Genomic DNA, 19,698 nt, shown 5'->3' with positions numbered 1-19,698 from the left:
TATTTTTTCAATATATATTTTTCCTAATAAGAAACGCGTGTGAACATTGTTCCGCGCGTTTTTTGTCTATCTAAAAGCGTGCTGCAATGAATAGCAGATTGGGGTTATGAGTTTTAGAGGAAATAAGGGAGGAATTCAAATGTATTTACACGGCACAAGCCGAATCAATGGGCAAGGACACTTAGAAATTGGTGGGTGCGATACGACGCAGCTAGCAAAACAATACGGAACACCACTTTATGTATACGATGAAGAGTCTATTCGAGGAAAGTGCCGCGCGTTTCATCGTGCTTTTAAAGAAAGTGGTTTCTCTTATCAAGTAGCATATGCAAGCAAGGCGTTCTTGTGCATGGAGATGTGCCGAGTAGCTCGTGAAGAGAATATGTCATTAGATGTTGTTTCAGGAGGGGAATTATATACTGCGCTTCAAGCAGGATTTCCAGCATCGCGCATTCATTTTCACGGCAATAATAAAACAGAAGAAGAGATCGTGATGGCTCTTCAGGCGAATATTGGTTGTTTTGTCGTAGATAATTTCTTGGAATTAGAAATTTTGCATGATTTAGCAGTGCAACATGGAAAGTTTGTGAACATATTAATCCGTGTAACGCCAGGAGTAGAGGCACATACACACGAATATATAACAACAGGTCAAGAGGATTCGAAATTTGGATTTGGTGTTTCAAATGGTCAAGCGATGCAAGCAATTGAGCTAGCTTTGCAAAAATCAAATTATAATGTGCTAGGAATTCACTCGCACATCGGATCACAAATATTCGAAACGGCTGGTTTTGTTCGAGCAATTGAAGTACTACGTCAATTTTTAGAAGAAGTGAGAGAGCGAACAAACTATGTAGTGAAAGTATTGAATGTAGGCGGAGGTTTCGGTATACGTTATACGGAGTCTGATACACCGTTAACACTTGAAACGTATGTGGAGGCTGTAACAAGTACGATAAGAGAGCAGTTTACAGTATGTGAATACCCGCTTCCAGAAATATGGATTGAACCAGGCCGTAGTATCGTAGGTGATGCTGGAACAACAATTTATACAGTCGGATCGGTGAAAGAGATTCCTGGTATTCGGAAGTATGTTTCAGTCGATGGTGGGATGACAGATAATTTAAGACCAGCTCTATATGGAGCCCGTTATGAGGCGATGTTGGCGAATCGAGGGAATGATGAAAATGAAGAACTCGTTTCGATTGCTGGGAAATGCTGTGAAAGTGGAGATATGCTGATTTGGGATATTAACTTACCGCAAGTTGCTTCTTCTGATTTACTAGCAATTTCTTGTACGGGGGCATATGGGTACTCGATGGCGAATAATTATAATCGTATTCGTAGACCAGCTGTCGTCTTTGCAAAAGGCGGGACGTCACAAATTGTCGTAGAACGTGAAACATATGAAAATATCATTGGGAACGATCGCATACGTATTAAAGAGCTGGTGTGAATGAGAAAGAAGGAGTTGTCTAGTAAAGGCAACTCCTTTTAAAAAAATAAAAATAATTAAATATATCGGAAAACTAGGATTGAAAAAAATCAGAATTGTGATAAAATACAAATACAAAGCTTATCAAGAGAAGCTGAGGGAACTGGCCCTACGAAGCTCGGCAACCTGCTTATAGAAAGCAAGGTGCTAAATCCAGCAAAATGGAGTCCATTTTGAAAGATAAGGTAAAATATATTACCGAACAGTCTTTTCGAAATGGGAAAGATTTTTTTTATGAATAAAAAGGGGGGCTGTTCGCGTGAGTGTACGGGAACATTTTGATGAAGTATCTGAGAAAATTCAAGCGATGCTTGCTGATATGAAATATGGCTCAATTACAATTGTTGTGCAAGATGGAAAAGTGATTCAATTAGAAAAAAGTGAAAAAGTACGTTTAAAGTAAAAAGCGCTGACTAGAAAAACTAGAGGCGGTTTTAATCTATTTTTAATAGGTTAAAGCCGTCTTTTTGCTTTTACAGGGGGAAAAAATATGTTGACGTACGAAACGTGGAAAGAAAATAGTGTTTCATTTTCTGAAGAAGATGAAACGAAAGGCGCTCTGTCAGTATTAAGTTGGGCTTATAAAGAGTATAAGGATGAGATTGTATACGCATGTAGCTTTGGAGTAGAAGGTATGGTATTACTGCACCTTATAAACCAAGTAAATCCATCTGCTAAAGTTGTATTTTTGGATACAAATGTTCATTTTCAAGAAACGTATGAATTAATTCAAAAAGTGCGAGAACGATTTCCTTCATTAAATATTATGGAAAAACAGCCGGAACTTACACTTGATGAACAAGCGAAGTTGCATGGTGAGAAGTTATGGGAAAGTAATCCGAATCTTTGCTGTAAGATTAGAAAAATTTTACCGTTAGAAAAATCATTAGCAGCGGAAAAAGCGTGGATATCGGGCTTAAGAAGGGAACAATCAGAAACGCGTAAGCATACAAAGTTTATAAATCAAGATCATCGTTTTCAATCTATTAAAGTTTGTCCACTCATTCATTGGACGTGGAAAGAAGTTTGGCGATATGTATACAAATATAACTTGCCGTATAATCAATTGCATGATGTTGGATATCCAAGTATTGGGTGTGAGAAATGTACATTACCTGTAGGAGATGGTGGTGACTCAAGAGATGGAAGATGGTCGGGGAAAATGAAGACAGAGTGTGGCCTTCATTTTCAATAAGATAGATTTTGAAATAAAGCTAAGAAGGGATATAAAAAGATGAGTACAACAAATGAATTAGTAAACCGTATTGATGAAACATATGACATATCGAACATTGTAAAAGAAATTGAGCTAGACAAAATTGCGCTTAGTGATTTAGAACTTCTGGCGACAGGAGGATATAGTCCACTTACAGGATTTTTAGGAAAGCAAGATTATGATTCAGTCGTAGAAAAGCTTCGTTTAGCAAATGGTAGCGTGTGGAGTATACCGATTACATTACCTGTAACAGAAGAAGTAGCAAAAAGTCTGAAAGCCGGAGAGGAAGTAAAACTTGTTAACGATGGAAATGTATATGGTGTCATTCAAATAGAAGATATTTTTGTACCTGATAAAGAAAAAGAGGCGTTACTTGTATATAAAACGACGGATGAGGCCCATCCAGGAGTGAAGAAATTATATGAACGACCAAATGTTTACGTTGGAGGAGCTATTATTCTTACAAAACGTTTTGGGAATAATCCATTTCCTTCTTATCATTTAGATCCAATTGAAACGAGAGGAGAATTTAAAAAACGTGGTTGGAAAACAGTAGTCGGATTTCAAACGAGAAACCCAGTACATCGTGCCCATGAGTATATTCAAAAGTCTGCTCTTGAAATTGTAGACGGTCTCTTTTTAAATCCACTCGTTGGAGAAACAAAGTCAGATGATATTCCTGCTGATGTAAGGATGGAAAGCTATGAAGCACTGCTTCAAAACTATTATCCGAAAAACCGTGTCTTTTTAGGCGTATTTCCTGCAGCAATGCGTTACGCAGGACCAAGGGAAGCGATATTTCATGCACTAGTAAGAAAGAACTTTGGTTGTACCCACTTTATTGTAGGGCGCGATCATGCAGGAGTAGGAGATTATTATGGGACTTATGAAGCACAAGAAATTTTTACGAACTTTACAGTAGAAGAGTTAGGAATTACGCCGCTATTTTTTGAACATAGTTTTTACTGTACGAAATGTGAAGCGATGGCTTCAACGAAAACGTGTCCGCATGGAAAAGAAGACCGTGTCATCTTATCAGGTACGAAAGTACGAGAAATGTTAAGGAATGGTGAGATTCCGCCAAGTACATTTAGTCGTAAAGAAGTAGTGGAAGTGCTAATTAAAGGTCTGAAAAAAGAAGTAGTAACAGAATAGGGAGAGAATGAGATGGATACGAATATTACTTGGCATACAGCTTCTGTTTCAAAAGATGAGAGAAGAGTGAAGAATGGGCATCACAGTTTTGTAGTTTGGTTTACTGGTTTATCTGCTTCGGGTAAATCTACAGTAGCGAATGCGGTTGCTCGTAAACTGTTTGAAAAGAATATCGGAAATTATGTGCTAGATGGGGATAATATTCGCCAAGGTTTAAATAAAGATTTAGGTTTTTCTGAAAGTGATCGTATGGAAAATATAAGACGTATTGGTGAAGTGGCGAAGCTATTTGTTGATCAAGGAACTGTTGTCCTTACAGCGTTTATTTCACCATTTCGAGTAGACCGAAAACAAGTTAGAGACCTTTTGATAGCGGATGAGTTTATAGAAGTGTTTGTAAAATGTCCAATTGAAGAGTGTGAGAAACGCGATCCGAAAGGACTTTATAAAAAGGCAAGAAAAGGTGATATTAAAGAGTTTACAGGTATCGATTCACCGTATGAGGAACCAAAACAAGCAGAATTAATTGTAGAAACGCACAAGTATTCTATTGAAGAATGTGCAGAACAAATTGTGAAGTACTTACAAGAGCGTAGTTTCATATAGGGGGATAAAAGATGAGTTATGAAAAAGTGTGGGCTAATAATGAAAAATTAAATCAAACAGAGAAAAGGAAATTAGAGAAAGACGGATTAGAAATCTTTAATGATATTCCTTACTATGCGGAGAATGGATTTGAATCTATTCCGAAAGAAGAGTGGGACGCTTTTAAATGGGCGGGATTGTATTTGCAAAGACCAAAAGAAGCGGGCTATTTTATGATGCGTGTCAACATTCCTTCTGGAATTATTACAAATGCGCAGGCAGAGGTGCTGGCTTCCATTGCTAAAGATTATGGGCGTGATGTGTTAGATATTACGACAAGACAGGCGATTCAGTTTCATTGGTTAGAAATTGGGCAAATTCCGGATATTTTTAAGAGGCTAGCTAGAGTTGGTTTATCTTCAGCGGGGGCATGCGGTGATATTACGCGTAATATTACGGGAAATCCACTTGCTGGAATTGATGGAAATGAACTATTTGATACAACATCGATTGTTAAAGAAATATACGATTACTTCCAACATAATGAAGAGTTTTCTAATCTACCACGTAAATTCAAAATGTCTATTAGTTCTAACATTTATAATTCAGCAAATGCAGAGATTAACTGTGTGGCGTTTACACCTGCTACGAAAGAAATAAATGGTGAGAAAAAGGTTGGGTTTCATATAAAAATAGGCGGAGGATTATCAGCTCGTCCATACTTAGCGGAAGAATTAGATGTATTCGTTTTACCAGAAGAAGTGAAGGGGATAGCAATTGCAATTGCTACTATATTCCGTGATTTTGGATATCGTGAAAAGCGTCATTTAGCACGTTTGAAATTTCTTGTTGCTGACTGGGGTGCGGAGAAATTTAAAGAGAAACTAATAGAGTATACAGGAACATTGCAAAGTAAAGGGGAAAGTGCACTCAAAGGATGGAATGCAGGATACTTTTATGGCGTCCAAGATCAAAAACAAGAAGGGTTAAAATATGTCGGTTTTAATGTGCCGGTAGGGCGTTTACATGCAGAAGAAATGTTTGAGATTGCTAGAATTGCAAAGCAATATGGAAACGGGCAAATTCGTACTTGTAACTCACAAAACTTCATTATTCCGAATGTTCCGCCAGAAAATGTTGCAGGATTATTAAGTGAACCGTTGTTTGAAGCAATTTCAGCAAATCCGAAATCGTTTATCGGTCATGCGGTTTCATGTACTGGTATTGAGTATTGCAATCTTGCGTTAGTAGAAACGAAAGAAAGATTACGTAAAATCGCAGAGTACTTAGATACACAAATCGCACTCGATGTTCCAGTTCGAATTCATATGGTAGGATGCCCGAACTCATGTGGTCAACGTCAAATTGCTGATATTGGTTTGCAAGGGATAAAACTGAAAACGAAGGAAAAGGGAATCGTTGAGGCGTTTGAAATATATGTAGGCGGAACGCTATTAGACGGAGGAGCATATAACGAAAAGTTAAAAGGGAAAATAGATGGAGAAGATTTGCCTGATGTTCTCGTATCATTTTTGAATTATTTCCAAAAGAATAAACTACTAGCCGAAACGTTTTATGATTTCGTCGGACGTGTTGGAGTGGAAGAATTACAAATTGTACTAAATCGTGTATTAGAAGAAGTAATAGCGTCTTAGGAGGGCAATATGGACTTATATCGATTTGAAGCTGTATTAGTAAACAGTATTGTTCCAATTGTTGTCGTTGCTCAGAGTGAAGAACAGGCATTTAAGCTTGCGGAAATTGAGCTTGAAAAACATTTTTTACCGTTACCAGAAGTGAAAGAGATTTCTTTGTTTGAAAAAAAGAAGATTCGAAAAGGAGCGGCATTTGTTATTCATGAGTAGAGAACATGTAATACGAAATAATAGTAACTTCCATTCGTGATGAAGAGTGGAAGTTTCATTTTATAGTAGAAATGAGGAGAGATGATGGGGAAGGTTTATATCGTTGGGGCGGGTCCTGGTGATCCGGATTTAATTACTGTTAAAGGGTTGAGATGCATCGAGAAGGCGGATGTTATTTTGTACGATCGTCTCGTAAATAAAGAATTGCTTTCTTATGCAAAGCCTGAAGCGGATTTAATTTATTGCGGGAAACTCCCAAATTATCACACGATGAAGCAAGAGACAATTAACACATTTCTTATTAAATATGCGAAAAAAGGAAAAGTTGTAACGAGACTTAAGGGCGGAGATCCATTTGTATTTGGAAGAGGTGGAGAAGAAGCTGAAGCGTTAGCGAAGCAAAGTATCCCATTTGAAATTATTCCTGGTATTTCAGCTGGGATAGCTGCTCCTGCTTACGCTGGAATTCCAGTAACGCACCGCGATGCAAGTGCAAGTTTTGCTATTGTGACAGGGCATCGGAAAGAAGGTGCTGAAGAGGAAGTGAAGTGGGAAAGTTTAGCGAAAGGTGTGGATACATTAGCGGTCTATATGGGGGTTAGTAATTTACCTTATATATGTGAACAACTTATAAAACATGGAAAAGATCTAAGTACACCTGCCGCTATCATTGAGTGGGGGACGACATCTATGCAGCGTACTGTTACAGGGACGTTAGGAACAATTATAGATGTTGCTAAAAAAGAAAAAATTCAAAATCCAAGTATGATTATTATTGGAGAAGTTGTCCGTTTTCGAGAAAAGATACATTGGTTTGAGAAACAAGCGGAAAATGCATATCCAGTAAGTGGAGTATTGTAAAATGAAGGCTGTTTTGTATATATGTCATGGAAGTCGTTTGAAAGCAGCAAAAGAAGAAGCGGTTGCATTTATTACGTCATGTATGAACCGTGTAGAGGCAAATATTCAAGAAGTTTGTTTTTTAGAGCTAGCGAGTCCTTCTATTGAAGAAGGATTTCGTACATGTGTGAAGCGTGGTGCTACAGAGATTGTCGCTATTCCTGTTTTTTTATTAGCGGCAGGACATGTAAAGAAAGATATTCCGCTTGAATTACGAAAGTTAAACGAGGAATATCCGGGTATCAAAATAGTGTATGGTAATCCATTTGGTGTATCAGAAGTGCTTGTAAAAGCGGTATATAACGGAAGTGGCATTAAAGACTATGAAGAAGAAGTAACACTTTTGCTCGTTGCAAGAGGAAGCAGTGATCCGGAAACTTTACAAGACATGAAGTGGATCTCTTCTTTATTTCAAAAAGAAGAGAACATTAAAGAGGTGGAAATTTGTTATTTAGCAGCTGCGGAGCCAAAGTTTGAGGAGAAATTGAGGGAAGTTGTAGAACGAAAAGAAAAGAGCGTTGTTGTACTACCTTATTTATTGTTTACAGGCTTACTTATGAAACATGTTGAGAAAGAAGTGCGTCAATATGAGTTGGAAGAGATAAAAATAAGTCCATATTTAGGGAAGAATGAAGCGTTTCGAGAGATGTTAATTCAGAAAACAGAGGGAATATTGGAGGGAGAACAATATGTATCCACTTACAGTGCGAGTTGATAAGAAACGTGTAGTTGTCATTGGTGGAGGGAAAGTAGCAGGGTTTAAAATTGTTCCCTTACTAAAACAAGGCGCGGATATAATTGTGATAAGTACAGAATTAGATGCGAATTTAGTAAAACTTGTAGAAGAAAAGCAAATTCGTTGGTATCAAAGGGAGTATGAGAAAAGCGATATCGACGATGCTTTTTTAGTAGTTGCAGCGACTAGCGATTCGGTACTAAATGAACAAATTGCTGAAGATGCCTCGGCAAATCAATTGGTAAATGTTATTACGAATCCGGAAAGTGGAAATGTTCATTTTCCGGCGGCAATTCATCGCGGATTGCTTAATGTAGCTGTTTCTACTGGAGGGGCTAGTCCGAAACTTGCAAAAAAAATTCGTGATGATATTGCAAATAAATATGATGAGAACTATGAATCATATCTTGATTTTTTATATGAAGTTAGAATAAAAGTGAAAGAATTACAAGTAGAGAAAAGGAAGAAAAATATATTATTACAAGAAGTATTAAAGTCGATATATGTTCAAAATGAACAAAAAAGAGAAATTTTTTTACAAGAATTAGAGAGGGAACTTCATGTAGGATAGTGAATGAATTGTGCTTTACAAATATAAAAATATAATTTATAATCACTAGTAACTTCAATAGATGAAATCGATGAGCAAGAAGAGTATGTATATTTGATACGTTCAGAGAGCTGGGGTAAGGTGTGAGCCCGGTACGATAAAATATACAGAATGGGCTTGCGAGAGGTATGCTGAACATTGCAGTAGGCAACCCGGGTTCCGCCGTTAAAAGGATAGAGTATCGGAATGTTTCCTGTACTTGAACAAGTGGGATTTATTGATCCAATTGAGGTGGTACCACGGTATTTACATTACATATATCGTCCTCTACATGCATATTTGCGTGTAGGGGACTTTTTTATTTTCTGAAGGAGGTGTGCGAGTATGAAATGAAAGTATATAATTAACAAAAGTTTAAATATTCAGAAAAGGGGAATTTATGATGAAAGAAACACAGCAATGGACGTCGAAAATTGGCTTTGTACTCGCAGCAGCCGGAGCCGCAGTAGGTCTTGGTGCAATATGGAAGTTTCCATATGTTGCAGGTAATGGTGGGGGAGGCGCATTCTTCCTTGTATTTTTACTATTAACTTTATTTATAGGTATGCCTCTTCTAATAGCGGAATTTGTCATTGGACGTAGCACCCAAAAAGAGGCAGTTACAGCTTATAAAATATTAGTACCGAATAGCAAGTTATATCCTTGGATTGGTCGTATGGGGGTTGTTACTTGTTTTAGTGTACTATCTTTTTATAGTGTTGTAGGTGGATGGATTTTACTTTATTTATACTATAGTGTTACAGGTAGTTTCTGGAGTGGAGTAGTCGATTATGGGAAATTGTTTGGTGAAACAATTTCAAATCCAGTAAGTGCGATTGGGGCACAATTCATCTTTATGCTTTGTACTATTTTTGTTGTTAGTAAAGGTGTAGAAAAAGGCATAGAAAAAGCAAGTAAGTACATGATGCCGCTATTATTCATTTTATTTATTGCTATCATTATTCGTGCGTTAACACTTGATGGTGCTATGGCTGGGGTAGAGTTCTTCTTAAAACCAGATTTTTCAAAGCTTACAGCAGATACGATTTTATATGCGATGGGGCAATCTTTCTTCTCACTAACGGTAGGTGCCTCGGTAATGGTAACGTATAGTTCGTATTTAAAGAAAGAAGAGCATTTAGCTAAATCAGCAACATCTATTGTAAGTTTAACTGTATTTATTACAGTACTTGCAGGGTTAGCGATTTTCCCAGCGATTTTCGCATTAGGAGTTAAACCGACAGAAGGACCAGGACTACTGTTTATCGTTCTTCCTGCTGTCTTTGCAAAAATTCCATTTGGACAATTTTTCTTCATTATGTTTTTAGTTTTATTCTTCTTTGCGACTTTAACATCTGCGATTTCAATGCTTGAAATTGTAGTAGCATCTGTTGCGAAAGATAATGAGAAGAAGCGTCCATCAGCTTCGTTATTAATTGGTATTCTTATTTTTGCAGTTGGAATTCCATCAGCGTTATCGTTTGGAATTATGAGTGATGTGAAAATATTTGGTAAGACATTCTTTGATTTCGTCGATTTTTCGGTAAGTAATGTATTACTGCCACTCGGAGTACTAGCCATTTCGCTATTTGTACCAAATAAAATGAGTAAAGAGCTATTAATGAAAGAATTAGAAGTTACGGAAACGAAAGGGAAAACATTGTTTAATATTTGGTTCTTCTTGCTGCGTTATGTTATTCCGGTAACTGTAATTATCGTATTTTTAAATGCGATAGGCGTATTTAAAATGTTTGCATAATAAAAAGACGGAGAAATCTCCGTCTTTTTATTGTGTTGTAGGTGTATTTAATAAGCGATTATATGCTTTATAAGCTGTGACAACGGCGATAAAAGAACCGATTAAAAATAACGCTGAGCCGCCGAATGTAAATAGCCGACCAATGTATGTTTCTCTTGCTTCTTCTATTTCTTGTTGTAATTGTGTATTCATATTTATCACCTCGCAAAATATAGGCATTTAGTTGTAGTCTATGTGGAATGCCTATATTGTGTGAAGTGTAAACAAAAAATCTCGGTATGCACCGAGATTTTTTATAATCCGATATAAGGAGACGGATCAACTGCGTTTGTCTTACCAACATTCCATTCCCCGATATGAAGTTCGAAGTGTAAATGTTGTCCGTAGGATTGTCCGGTATTCCCCATAAATCCAAGTTGAGTGCCTTGTTTTACAGTTTGTCCATTTGATACAGAACGGCTACTCATATGAGCATATACTGTCGTATATGTTTTTCCGTTTATACGGTGAGATAAGTATACAACGTTTCCGTAACTAGATGATAATTCTGAACGGATAACGACGCCATCTGCAGCAGCTACGATAGGCACTGTTCCTGAAGCTGCGATATCGATTCCTTTATGGTTATCTAAAGAACGTGTACCAAATCCTGAAGTTTTCGATCCAGCGGCTGGTTTAATAAATCCACCTTTGTTCGTATCTTGCGGTGTTGGTGCGGATTGTGTGCTTTCTTTAGCAGAAGCGGCGAGCTGTTTTTTTGCTTCCTCAGCCTTACGTGCCTCTTCAGCTTTACGCGCTTCTTCTGCACGTTTTTCTTCTTCAATTGCTTTTTGAACAGCTTGACGCTGGTTTTCTAAAATGCCTTTTGATTCTTCTAACCCTTCAATCTCTGAATCTACTTTTGCTACTTTAGTATGTAGATCGTTAATAAAAGTTTGTTGCTGTTGTTGGTTACTTTGTAATTCTTGCTGTTTTTGTTCTAATTTTTGCTCAGATGCTTTCAGTTGTTGCTCTTTTTTCTCAACAGCCTCTTTTTCTGTCGTCACAGCATTTTGATCGCTTGTTTGCTTTTTCACAATATCTGTATCGTTATTTAAAATTAAACTTACAGAATACATATTATCAACAAGATCGGCAATATTTGCAGAACTTGTTATTACTTCTGTAATGATACTCGTACGAGGCTTTTCTTGCATAGATTGTAGTCTTTGTTTAATAACTTCCTGTCGTGTATCTATATTCGTTTGTAATTGCTCTATATGTTTCTTTTTTTCAGTAATAACTTGCTGTGTGTTGCTAATTTCTTTTTTTGTATCGTTCAATTCAGCTTCGTTTTTATTAATAGAAGTAGTTAATTCGTCGATTTTCTTTTGTAATTCTTGGATTTCTTTTTCTATTTGTTCTTTCTCAGCTGATTTATTTTGTAAGTCATTTTGTTTGCCTTCTAATTCGGATTGAATGTCAGTTAATTTATCTTGATTTGTTTCAGCGTACACAGGTGAAAGTAACGGGGAAGCAAAAATCGTTCCTGCTGCTAAAACACTAATCGCTGCAAATTTCTTTTTCATTGTTGTCTGGCTCCTTTCCCTATGAAAGTTATATATCATAAGAAGAAGAGTGTCTATCGTTGTAATCATAATGTAAAGAAAATTTTATAATTTTGCTAAGTTTTGTCGGAATTTAGTATCTTTTTGTAGCGTTTGTCATAAAGTTAAAATTCTTAAATGTATAGAAAAAGTATCAATTTCTATATTTTTTTTAAAAAATCATGGGAAATGATGGAGTTTTTCATAATGAAACAGTACTTTAAAAACCTATCAATCACTAGTGAGGAATCGATTTCATGTGAGGTTTTCTGACATGAGGTTTATTTTTGTCAAGAAAATTATTTGCGTGTGGGCAAACTTATTTTGTTGTCAGATTTTAAATTTTGATTTATGATTTTTAACAGGGACAAAATGTATTGAATTGTCGAATAATATGTAATACTCTTAATTTCATGTTTTATAGAGATAGAATGAGAGATAGAGTGACACATCGAAGAGGGGGTTACCACAAGTATGAAAAGAATAGGACTTGCATGGCAAATTTTAATAGGACTTACGCTTGGTATTGCAGTTGGAGCGATTTTCTTTGGCAATCAGGAAGTGGTGAAGTACTTACAACCAATTGGTGATATTTTCATCCGATTAATTAAGATGATTGTTGTACCGATTGTTGTAGCGAGTATTGTTGTTGGGGTTGCTGGTGTTGGCGATATTAAAAAGTTAGGTCGACTAGGCGGAAAAACAATTATTTACTTTGAAATTATTACAACACTTGCAATTGTTGTTGGTCTATTAATAGCAAACATTTTCCAACCTGGAAAAGGCGTTGATATGGATAAGTTAACAAAAACAGATATTTCTAAATATACACATACGACAGAGCAAGTACAAAGTCATTCGTTCGCGGATACGTTTGTAAATATTGTTCCGACGAACATTATGAAATCATTAGCTGATGGCGATATGCTTGCTATTATCTTCTTCTCAGTATTATTTGGTTTAGGTGTAGCAGCAGTTGGTGAGCGTGGCAAACCAGTTCTACAATTTTTCCAAGGTGTAGCAGATGCAATGTTTTATGTAACGAACCAAGTTATGAAGTTTGCACCATTTGGTGTATTCGCATTAATTGGTGTTACAGTTTCTACATTCGGATTAGCTTCATTAATTCCATTAGGGAAATTACTCATTGTAGTATATGGTGCAATGATATTCTTCGTTGTGGTCGTATTAGGACTTACAGCGAAAATCTTTGGAATAAACATTTTCCAATTCTTTAAGATTTTAAAAGACGAGCTGATCTTAGCGTATTCTACAGCAAGTTCAGAAACGGTTTTACCGAAAATTATGGAGAAAATGGAAAAGTTCGGTTGTCCGAAAGCAATTACATCTTTCGTTATTCCAACAGGTTATTCATTTAACTTAGATGGATCAACTTTATATCAAGCGATTGCGGCAATTTTCTTAGCGCAAATGTACGGTATTGAATTATCCATTACACAACAAATTACGTTATTACTTGTATTAATGGTTACATCAAAAGGTATCGCGGGTGTACCGGGCGTATCATTCGTTGTATTATTAGCAACACTGGGTACAGTAGGTATTCCAGCTGAAGGTTTAGCGTTTATTGCAGGTATTGACCGTATTCTTGATATGGCTCGTACAGCAGTTAACGTTGTAGGTAACTCTTTAGCGGCTGTAGTTATGTCTAAGTGGGAAGGTCAATATGACGCTGAAAAAGGACAAGCCTATTTAAAAGAGATATCTGAAAAGGGTCAAGCAGCTTAATTATAATATGAACAAGCTCTCACATAATATGTGGGGGCTTTTCTATATATAGAAGAGGAGCGGACGTAATGAAACGTAAATATGGTGACGGTTCTTCGTGGAAGCGACTAATAGAGAAGGATTATAGGGTTAAGCAAGTAGAGGATGGAATGTTAGGAATACTGGACATAAAAAAAGTGAGAGAACCTAGTCATAAAGAATATAATGGTAAAAAGCTTTGCATTGCAGGTGATGGGTATACATGGATGCAATATTTTATAAACGGCAAAAACTTTGCAATTACAGCTATGTTAGATGATCAGCAAAAATTAGTGCAATATTATATCGATGTGACGAAAGAATTTAAAATTGACGATCGTGGTTTGCCTTATTTTGATGATTTATACTTAGATGTAGTATTGTTACCGAGCGGTGAGATTTATGTATTGGATGAAGATGAGTTAGAGGATGCTTATAGTATAGGTGATGTTACTAAGGAAGAATATGAATTAGCATGGTGTATAACGAAATGGATTGTAGCAACGATAAAGAATGGAGAATTTTCTTGGATCTCAATATTAGATAAAGAAATTGAAAAGTTAAAATGATTGGCGTATTCATATTTTTGTATAATTACCAAAAAAATCTATACAAAAAATAATTGACTTTTGTTTTGTAAGCGAGTAAAGTTAGGGAAGAAATTATTATTAAAAAATAAATATGAAACCTTCTTATAAAGAGAGGCGGAGGGACTGGCCCTACGATGCCTCGGCAGCGGACTCGATTTTAGAGTGCTGTGCCAAATCCAGCAAGCATGTGCTTGAAAGATGAGAAGAGTGTTTCTTATAGATGTATAAGACCTCTTCTTATTGGAAGAGGTCTTTTGTTGTTCATTAGAAAAGGTTGAAAACTAGGGAGAGATGATACTTTGAAAGAAACGAGAGGAAATGGTTTAGCGTTATTACCACTTGGAATATTTTTGGCGCTATTTATTGGTTCTGGAATTATTACAGGTGATTTCTATAAATTGCCGATACTTGTAGCAATTTCAATTGCTGTAGGAATTGCTTTAGTGATGAATCGTAAAGAAAGCTTTAATGTGAAAGTAGAACGATTTGCTAAAGGTGCAGGAAATCCGGATATTATGATTATGGTATTAATTTTTGTACTGGCAGGGGCGTTTTCTGAAACAGCAAAAGGAATGGGCGGAGTGGATTCAACTGTTAATTTAGCGTTATCTATTTTGCCACCAGGATTTATCGTTGCTGGAATTTTTGTTATAGGGGCATTTATTTCATTAGCGATGGGAACTTCAATGGGAACAATTGCAGCACTAGCACCAATTGCTGTAGGGATTAGTGGGCAAACTGATATCTCAATTGCACTTGCGATGGCTACTGTTGTGGGCGGAGCGATGTTTGGTGATAATTTATCATTTATTTCAGATACAACAATCGCTGCTGTTCGTTCACAAGGAACAGAAATGAAAGATAAGTTTAAAACGAACTTTTTAATTGTATTACCAGCTGCTATTATTACAATTGTGCTATTAGTAATCATTACTTTAGGAAGTGATACACAAGTTAAAGCTCATAGTTTTGACTGGATAAAGATTTTACCGTATGCAGGAGTACTTATTACAGCACTACTTGGTTGGAATGTACTTATTGTGTTAACTGGTGGAACGGTACTATCTGGTGTTATCGGTCTTATAGATGGAAGTTATACGTTAGAGAGTTTCTTTAAAAGTGTAACGACTGGAATGGGCGGTATGATGGAGCTAGTACTACTTGCTATATTAATCGGTGGTATGGTTGAACTGATCCAATATAATGGTGGTATTCAATATTTAATGAATCTTTTAACACGTAACATTCGTTCAAAAAAAGGCGCAGAGTTCGGTATTGCTGGTTTAGTGAGTATGACGAATATGTGTACAGCAAATAATACGATTTCAATTATCTTTACAGGTCCGCTTGCGAAAAACATTGCAGATCAATATGAAATTGATCCACGTAAATCAGCGAGTGTATTAGATCTTTTCTCATGTTGTGTGCAAGGGTTAATCCCATATGGTGCTCAAATGTTAACTGCGGCAGGATTTGCTGCGTTATCTCCGATTGAATTGTTACCATATGCATTTTATCCGATCTTAGTTGGAGTATGTGGGATCATTTCTATATTAATTGGTTTCCCGAGATTTTCTAAAGTGGCGGAAAAAAAAGAGTATCATAAAACAGCATAATTAAATATGAATTTTATTCGTAGCAAAAGAAGCCGTACAGAGAATATTCTCTGTACGGCTTTTTTTGTAAGGTAAAAGAGGGAATTATCCTATCTTACCTTATGTTTTACAAAAGGCTGAATTTAACTCAGTCTTAAGTCTGAGTTAAAAACGGTTCTTAAGCTCGTTATGGAAAAAAGAAAAAATAGTTAAGATAAGAGTATCAAATCGAAGGGAGGCAAGCACAAGATGAAACAATTTCTAGCGTTTATCGCAGCCGGTATTTTGGCTTTAATTGCTCTTGGTAGTCTTGCTGGTATTGTAGGATTCGCCATTGGAGCAGGAGTTGTGTACTGGAGCTATAAATCATTTGTGCGAGCTAAATCATTCTTTGGAAAGTTAGCTTGGGGTATTGTTGGTTTAATCGGTTTGTCCATTGCACTTTCTCATTCCCCAGCATTAATCGGTATCGCAGCATTAGTAGTTTTATACTACGGTTACCGTGAGTGGAAAAAAGAAAAAAATGTAGTTGTTGATTCTGCTCCAGAAAGTTCTAAACCATATAGCAACTTTGAAGATGAGTGGAACAAGTTAATGAAAAACTAATATAGAATAAATCAAATTAAATCAAATTATAAAGTAGAAGAGAGGAAGATTATAATGAAACAATCTTTATTCGGACGTGTGCGCGATGCAATTTTAGCTGATTTTCATAATGTGTTAGATGAGAAAGAAAGAAAAAATCCAATTGCTATGTTAAACCAATATTTACGCGACAGTGAGCGTGAAATAACAAAAATTGAGAAGTTAATTCAGCGTCATAAAACATTAAAATCTAACTTTGCTCGTGAGCTTGAGCAAGCACGTTATTTTGTTAATAAAAGATCAAAGCAAGCTATCATCGCACAAGAAGCAGGCGAATTACAACTACATGAACGTGCATTAGAAGAAGTAGCGTATTATGAAGGGCAAGTAACTCGCTTAGAAGAAATGTATGCTGGCGTTGTAGAGCAAATTGATGAGTTAGAGCGTCGTCTTTCAGAAATGAAAAATAAATTAAAAGAAATGAACGCAAAGCGTATGGAATTAATGGCACGTGAAAATATGGCGCATGCAAATCGCCGTATGAATACTGCCATCCATAAAATGGATGAAAATAATCCGTTCTTACGATTCGAAGAAATTGAAGATCACATTCGTGACATAGAGCTTCGTATAAATGAAGAGCATGAGCGTGATACATTTGATATGAAAATCGCAAAACTAGAGCGTGAAATGAAAGAGAAAAATGAAGTATCATTAACGAAAGAGTTAACAAAATAATTGTAGTATATAATAAAACAGGCTTATGATATAGTGATAGAAGAAAAGGTGTTGGAAAGCAATGCCTTTTCTTCTATGTATACGTGACAAAGAGGGAGGGGAGCTGAAATGAAGAAGCACTTTTCAAAAACGCAATTAATGGGGATGCTCCTCATCATATTTGGATTCGGTCTTTTTCTTGATATGATACTTGGACATTTTGAACCAGGTGGTCTAATATTTGCATTTATTATGATTATGTTTGGAAGGCATTACCGAAAGAAAAATCGATATGTAAGAGGGAATGTATTTTTATTTGTCGGTGGTATTGTATTCTTATTCTTCTTATTTTCATCAGCAGCATTCGTACTTGTTGTATTTGCTTGTTTAGCTTTAATTGGTTATCAACTTATTCAACAAGGGCACCAGCAAAAAGCAATGAAAGTTGAAATTAAAGAAAAGGGATATATAGATGAAGAAAAACAAATATATCGTACAGAACCGTATATAAAAAATATGTTCGTAGGTAATGTACGAATGATGGATCATATTTATGAACTTGAGGATATTAACGTCCAATATGGTGCTTGTGATGTCGAGATTGATTTAACAACTGCGATGATTCCAGAGGGAGAAACGGTAATTGTTATTCGGGGAGTCGTTGGTAATATTCGTTTATATGTGCCATATGATATCGAACTGTCTTTAAATCATTCTGTTATTGTTGGGCGAGTGCTCTTGCCGGGACACGAAGAAACAGGATTTAACCGTAATGTTACGTTTAGAACAGAACAGTATAAAGAAGCTCCTCGCCGTATAAAAATTATTTCTTCGCTTGTCGTAGGCGATACGGAAGTGAGGAAAGTATAATGAAAAAACAAAGGAATATTTCGTGGATGTATATTCGTTATTCTATGTTGTCCTCTGTGAGTATCTCACTTATTTGTACAATTGTATATGTATGGAAAAGCGAACAACAAGTTTATGATTTACTATGGAAAGAATCCATTGCTTCTGTTCCAATTGGCTTGTTTATTATGAGTACCAGTCTTCTTATCGGAGGAATTGTAGGGTATGCAATCGGTTATTATATAGAGCAGCGTATACAAGGATTAAATACTTTTCTATTTGAAGTAGAGCGAGGGAATTTTCCGAGTGATGTTTCGTTTACTGCGGATGATGAATTTCATGAAGTGGAACGAAAAGTAATCGGCCTTGCTCGTCGATTAGAGGAGCAAGCTGGGCTATTTCAAAAAGTAACGAATGAACGAGCTCATTGGAATGAAGAGATGAGACAAGAAGCGATTTCCCAAGAAAGGCATCGATTGGCGAGGGAGCTGCATGATTCTGTAAGTCAGCAGCTTTTTGCAATGTCGATGATGATGTCAGCTATTAATGAACAAGTAGCTGAAATTCCAGACACGACGAAAAAACAGTTGCAGCTTGTTGAGAATATGGTTGTAAATGCACAATCAGAAATGAGAGCATTGCTCCTTCATTTACGCCCAGTGCAGTTAGAAGGTAAGAAACTAACAGAGGGTATAGAAGAATTATTAACAGAACTGTCTAGAAAGCAACATATGAAAATTGAATGGTTAATTGAACCAATTCAATTAAAAAAAGGTGTAGAAGATCATTTATTCCGTATTGTACAAGAGGCGTTGTCTAATACTTTACGGCATGCGAAGGCAAAGAAAACCGAAGTACGCCTACGTAAAATTGATCAATATGCGATTTTGAAAATTATTGATGATGGTGTTGGTTTTAAAGTTGGGGTTAATAAGGCAGGTTCATACGGTTTAAGATCAATGCAAGAGCGAGTTCATGAAATTGGTGGTACATTAAAAGTTCTTAGTTTTCCGAATAAAGGTACGCAAATAGAAGTGAAAGTACCGATTATGATTGAGAGAGGGGGAGAATCATGATAAAAGTATTACTAGTTGATGATCATGAAATGGTTCGGATGGGTGTATCAGCATATTTATCGACGCAGCCAGATATTGAAGTAGTTGGAGAAGCTGAAAATGGAAGAAAAGGTTCAGAGTTAGCTTTGCAATTAAGACCGGATATTATTTTAATGGACCTTGTTATGGATGAGATGGACGGGGTTGAAGCGACACGCGCTATTATTCAAGAATGGCCAGAAGCGAAAATTGTAGTTGTAACGAGCTTTTTAGATGATGAAAAGTTATATCCTGTTATTGAGGCGGGAGCGACAAGTTATTTATTAAAAACATCAAGAGCGAGTGATATTGCAGACGCTGTACGAGCTACTTATGATGGGGAAACGGTATTAGAGCCGAAAGTTACTGGCAAAATGATGTCTCGTATGCGCCAGAAGAAAGAACAACCTTTGCATGAGGAGTTAACAGAAAGAGAGTCTGAAATTTTGTTATTAATTGCAGAGGGGAAAAGTAATCAAGAGATTGCAGATGAGTTGTTTATTGCCCTTAAAACAGTAAAGACACATGTGAGTAATATATTAAATAAGCTAAATGTAAGTGACCGGACACAGGCGGTTATTTATGCGTTTAGACACCAATTGACGAAATAAAAAG

21 protein-coding genes, 2 riboswitches and 1 other annotated feature are annotated in these 19,698 nt (G+C 36.4%); of the genes, 19 read left to right on the top strand and 2 right to left on the bottom strand.

Annotation, left to right across the window (positions count from 1 at the left end; genetic code table 11):
• Positions 1–139 precede the first annotated feature (139 nt).
• The 11 genes from lysA (at position 140) to Q3V31_RS04125 (ending at position 10,300) form a co-directional block, all read left to right on the top strand.
• On the top strand, positions 140–1,456 hold the full coding sequence (gene lysA / locus Q3V31_RS04175) for a diaminopimelate decarboxylase (protein WP_097872607.1): 1,317 nt from the start codon (positions 140–142) through the stop codon (positions 1,454–1,456).
• 117 nt (positions 1,457–1,573) lie between these two features.
• Positions 1,574–1,682, top strand: a riboswitch (SAM riboswitch).
• A 72-nt stretch (positions 1,683–1,754) separates the two neighbouring features.
• Positions 1,755–1,898 (top strand): YezD family protein, encoded by a 144-nt coding sequence (locus Q3V31_RS04170; RefSeq protein WP_000116159.1) that lies wholly within the window; start codon positions 1,755–1,757, stop codon positions 1,896–1,898.
• Between the two features lie 87 nt (positions 1,899–1,985).
• Positions 1,986–2,690, top strand: a complete 705-nt coding sequence (locus Q3V31_RS04165; RefSeq protein WP_097872606.1) for a phosphoadenylyl-sulfate reductase — start codon at positions 1,986–1,988, stop codon at positions 2,688–2,690.
• 39 nt (positions 2,691–2,729) lie between these two features.
• The gene (gene sat, locus Q3V31_RS04160; protein WP_016129006.1) at positions 2,730–3,866 is read left to right on the top strand and encodes a sulfate adenylyltransferase; all 1,137 of its coding nucleotides are present in this window, start codon (positions 2,730–2,732) and stop codon (positions 3,864–3,866) included.
• Positions 3,867–3,878: 12 nt separating this feature from the next.
• Positions 3,879–4,472, top strand: coding sequence for an adenylyl-sulfate kinase (gene cysC / locus Q3V31_RS04155; RefSeq protein ID WP_000380514.1), 594 nt, complete (start codon positions 3,879–3,881; stop codon positions 4,470–4,472).
• 11 nt (positions 4,473–4,483) lie between these two features.
• Positions 4,484–6,106, top strand: coding sequence for a nitrite/sulfite reductase (locus tag Q3V31_RS04150; RefSeq protein WP_098425911.1), 1,623 nt, complete (start codon positions 4,484–4,486; stop codon positions 6,104–6,106).
• Positions 6,107–6,115: 9 nt separating this feature from the next.
• Complete coding sequence (locus tag Q3V31_RS04145) at positions 6,116–6,316, top strand: DUF3906 family protein (protein ID WP_000366913.1); 201 nt, start codon at positions 6,116–6,118, stop codon at positions 6,314–6,316.
• Positions 6,317–6,400: 84 nt separating this feature from the next.
• On the top strand, positions 6,401–7,177 hold the full coding sequence (gene cobA, locus Q3V31_RS04140) for a uroporphyrinogen-III C-methyltransferase (RefSeq protein WP_097872604.1): 777 nt from the start codon (positions 6,401–6,403) through the stop codon (positions 7,175–7,177).
• A gap of 1 nt (position 7,178) precedes the next feature.
• Complete coding sequence (locus tag Q3V31_RS04135) at positions 7,179–7,931, top strand: sirohydrochlorin chelatase (RefSeq protein ID WP_016129008.1); 753 nt, start codon at positions 7,179–7,181, stop codon at positions 7,929–7,931.
• Positions 7,906–8,523, top strand: a complete 618-nt coding sequence (locus tag Q3V31_RS04130) for an NAD(P)-binding protein (protein WP_097872603.1) — start codon at positions 7,906–7,908, stop codon at positions 8,521–8,523. The genes Q3V31_RS04135 and Q3V31_RS04130 overlap by 26 nt, the downstream gene beginning before the upstream one ends.
• Before the next feature lie 61 nt (positions 8,524–8,584).
• Positions 8,585–8,833 (top strand) — a binding site (T-box leader).
• Positions 8,834–8,944: 111 nt separating this feature from the next.
• A complete protein-coding gene (locus Q3V31_RS04125) occupies positions 8,945–10,300 on the top strand; it encodes a sodium-dependent transporter (RefSeq protein WP_141435260.1) in 1,356 nt (451 codons plus the stop codon).
• A 27-nt stretch (positions 10,301–10,327) separates the two neighbouring features.
• Here Q3V31_RS04125 and Q3V31_RS04120 read toward each other — a convergent pair whose 3' ends face one another.
• Both Q3V31_RS04120 and Q3V31_RS04115 read right to left on the bottom strand, forming a co-directional pair.
• Positions 10,328–10,492: a hypothetical protein gene (locus Q3V31_RS04120; protein ID WP_002135196.1), complete on the bottom strand. Its 165-nt coding sequence runs from the start codon at positions 10,490–10,492 to the stop codon at positions 10,328–10,330.
• A gap of 101 nt (positions 10,493–10,593) precedes the next feature.
• Positions 10,594–11,868: a murein hydrolase activator EnvC family protein gene (locus Q3V31_RS04115; protein WP_329762563.1), complete on the bottom strand. Its 1,275-nt coding sequence runs from the start codon at positions 11,866–11,868 to the stop codon at positions 10,594–10,596.
• A gap of 492 nt (positions 11,869–12,360) precedes the next feature.
• Between Q3V31_RS04115 and gltP the strand changes: the two genes are divergently transcribed.
• The 8 genes from gltP (at position 12,361) to Q3V31_RS04075 (ending at position 19,694) form a co-directional block, all read left to right on the top strand.
• The gene (gene gltP / locus Q3V31_RS04110; protein WP_097872600.1) at positions 12,361–13,635 is read left to right on the top strand and encodes a glutamate/aspartate:proton symporter GltP; all 1,275 of its coding nucleotides are present in this window, start codon (positions 12,361–12,363) and stop codon (positions 13,633–13,635) included.
• A gap of 68 nt (positions 13,636–13,703) precedes the next feature.
• Positions 13,704–14,222, top strand: coding sequence for a ribonuclease FAU-1 family protein (locus Q3V31_RS04105; protein WP_097872599.1), 519 nt, complete (start codon positions 13,704–13,706; stop codon positions 14,220–14,222).
• Between the two features lie 120 nt (positions 14,223–14,342).
• Positions 14,343–14,448: riboswitch (SAM riboswitch) on the top strand.
• A 94-nt stretch (positions 14,449–14,542) separates the two neighbouring features.
• A complete protein-coding gene (locus Q3V31_RS04100) occupies positions 14,543–15,859 on the top strand; it encodes a Na+/H+ antiporter NhaC family protein (RefSeq protein WP_044739197.1) in 1,317 nt (438 codons plus the stop codon).
• A gap of 228 nt (positions 15,860–16,087) precedes the next feature.
• Positions 16,088–16,444, top strand: coding sequence for a lmo0954 family membrane protein (locus Q3V31_RS04095; protein WP_000808645.1), 357 nt, complete (start codon positions 16,088–16,090; stop codon positions 16,442–16,444).
• Between the two features lie 54 nt (positions 16,445–16,498).
• Positions 16,499–17,161, top strand: a complete 663-nt coding sequence (locus Q3V31_RS04090) for a PspA/IM30 family protein (RefSeq protein ID WP_000814139.1) — start codon at positions 16,499–16,501, stop codon at positions 17,159–17,161.
• Positions 17,162–17,269: 108 nt separating this feature from the next.
• Positions 17,270–18,010 carry a cell wall-active antibiotics response protein LiaF gene (liaF, locus tag Q3V31_RS04085; protein ID WP_000716083.1) on the top strand — a complete coding sequence of 247 codons (741 nt, stop codon included), beginning with the start codon at positions 17,270–17,272 and terminating at the stop codon, positions 18,008–18,010.
• Positions 18,010–19,065, top strand: coding sequence for a sensor histidine kinase (locus Q3V31_RS04080; RefSeq protein ID WP_097872598.1), 1,056 nt, complete (start codon positions 18,010–18,012; stop codon positions 19,063–19,065). Before liaF ends, Q3V31_RS04080 begins: the two co-directional genes overlap by 1 nt.
• Positions 19,062–19,694: a response regulator gene (locus tag Q3V31_RS04075; RefSeq protein WP_000598709.1), complete on the top strand. Its 633-nt coding sequence runs from the start codon at positions 19,062–19,064 to the stop codon at positions 19,692–19,694. Before Q3V31_RS04080 ends, Q3V31_RS04075 begins: the two co-directional genes overlap by 4 nt.
• Positions 19,695–19,698 lie beyond the last annotated feature (4 nt).

The organism is Bacillus nitratireducens (genome assembly GCF_036320425.1).
Taxonomy (GTDB): Bacteria; Bacillota; Bacilli; order Bacillales; family Bacillaceae_G; genus Bacillus_A; species Bacillus_A nitratireducens.
This window is presented reverse-complemented; position numbering and strand designations above follow the sequence as displayed.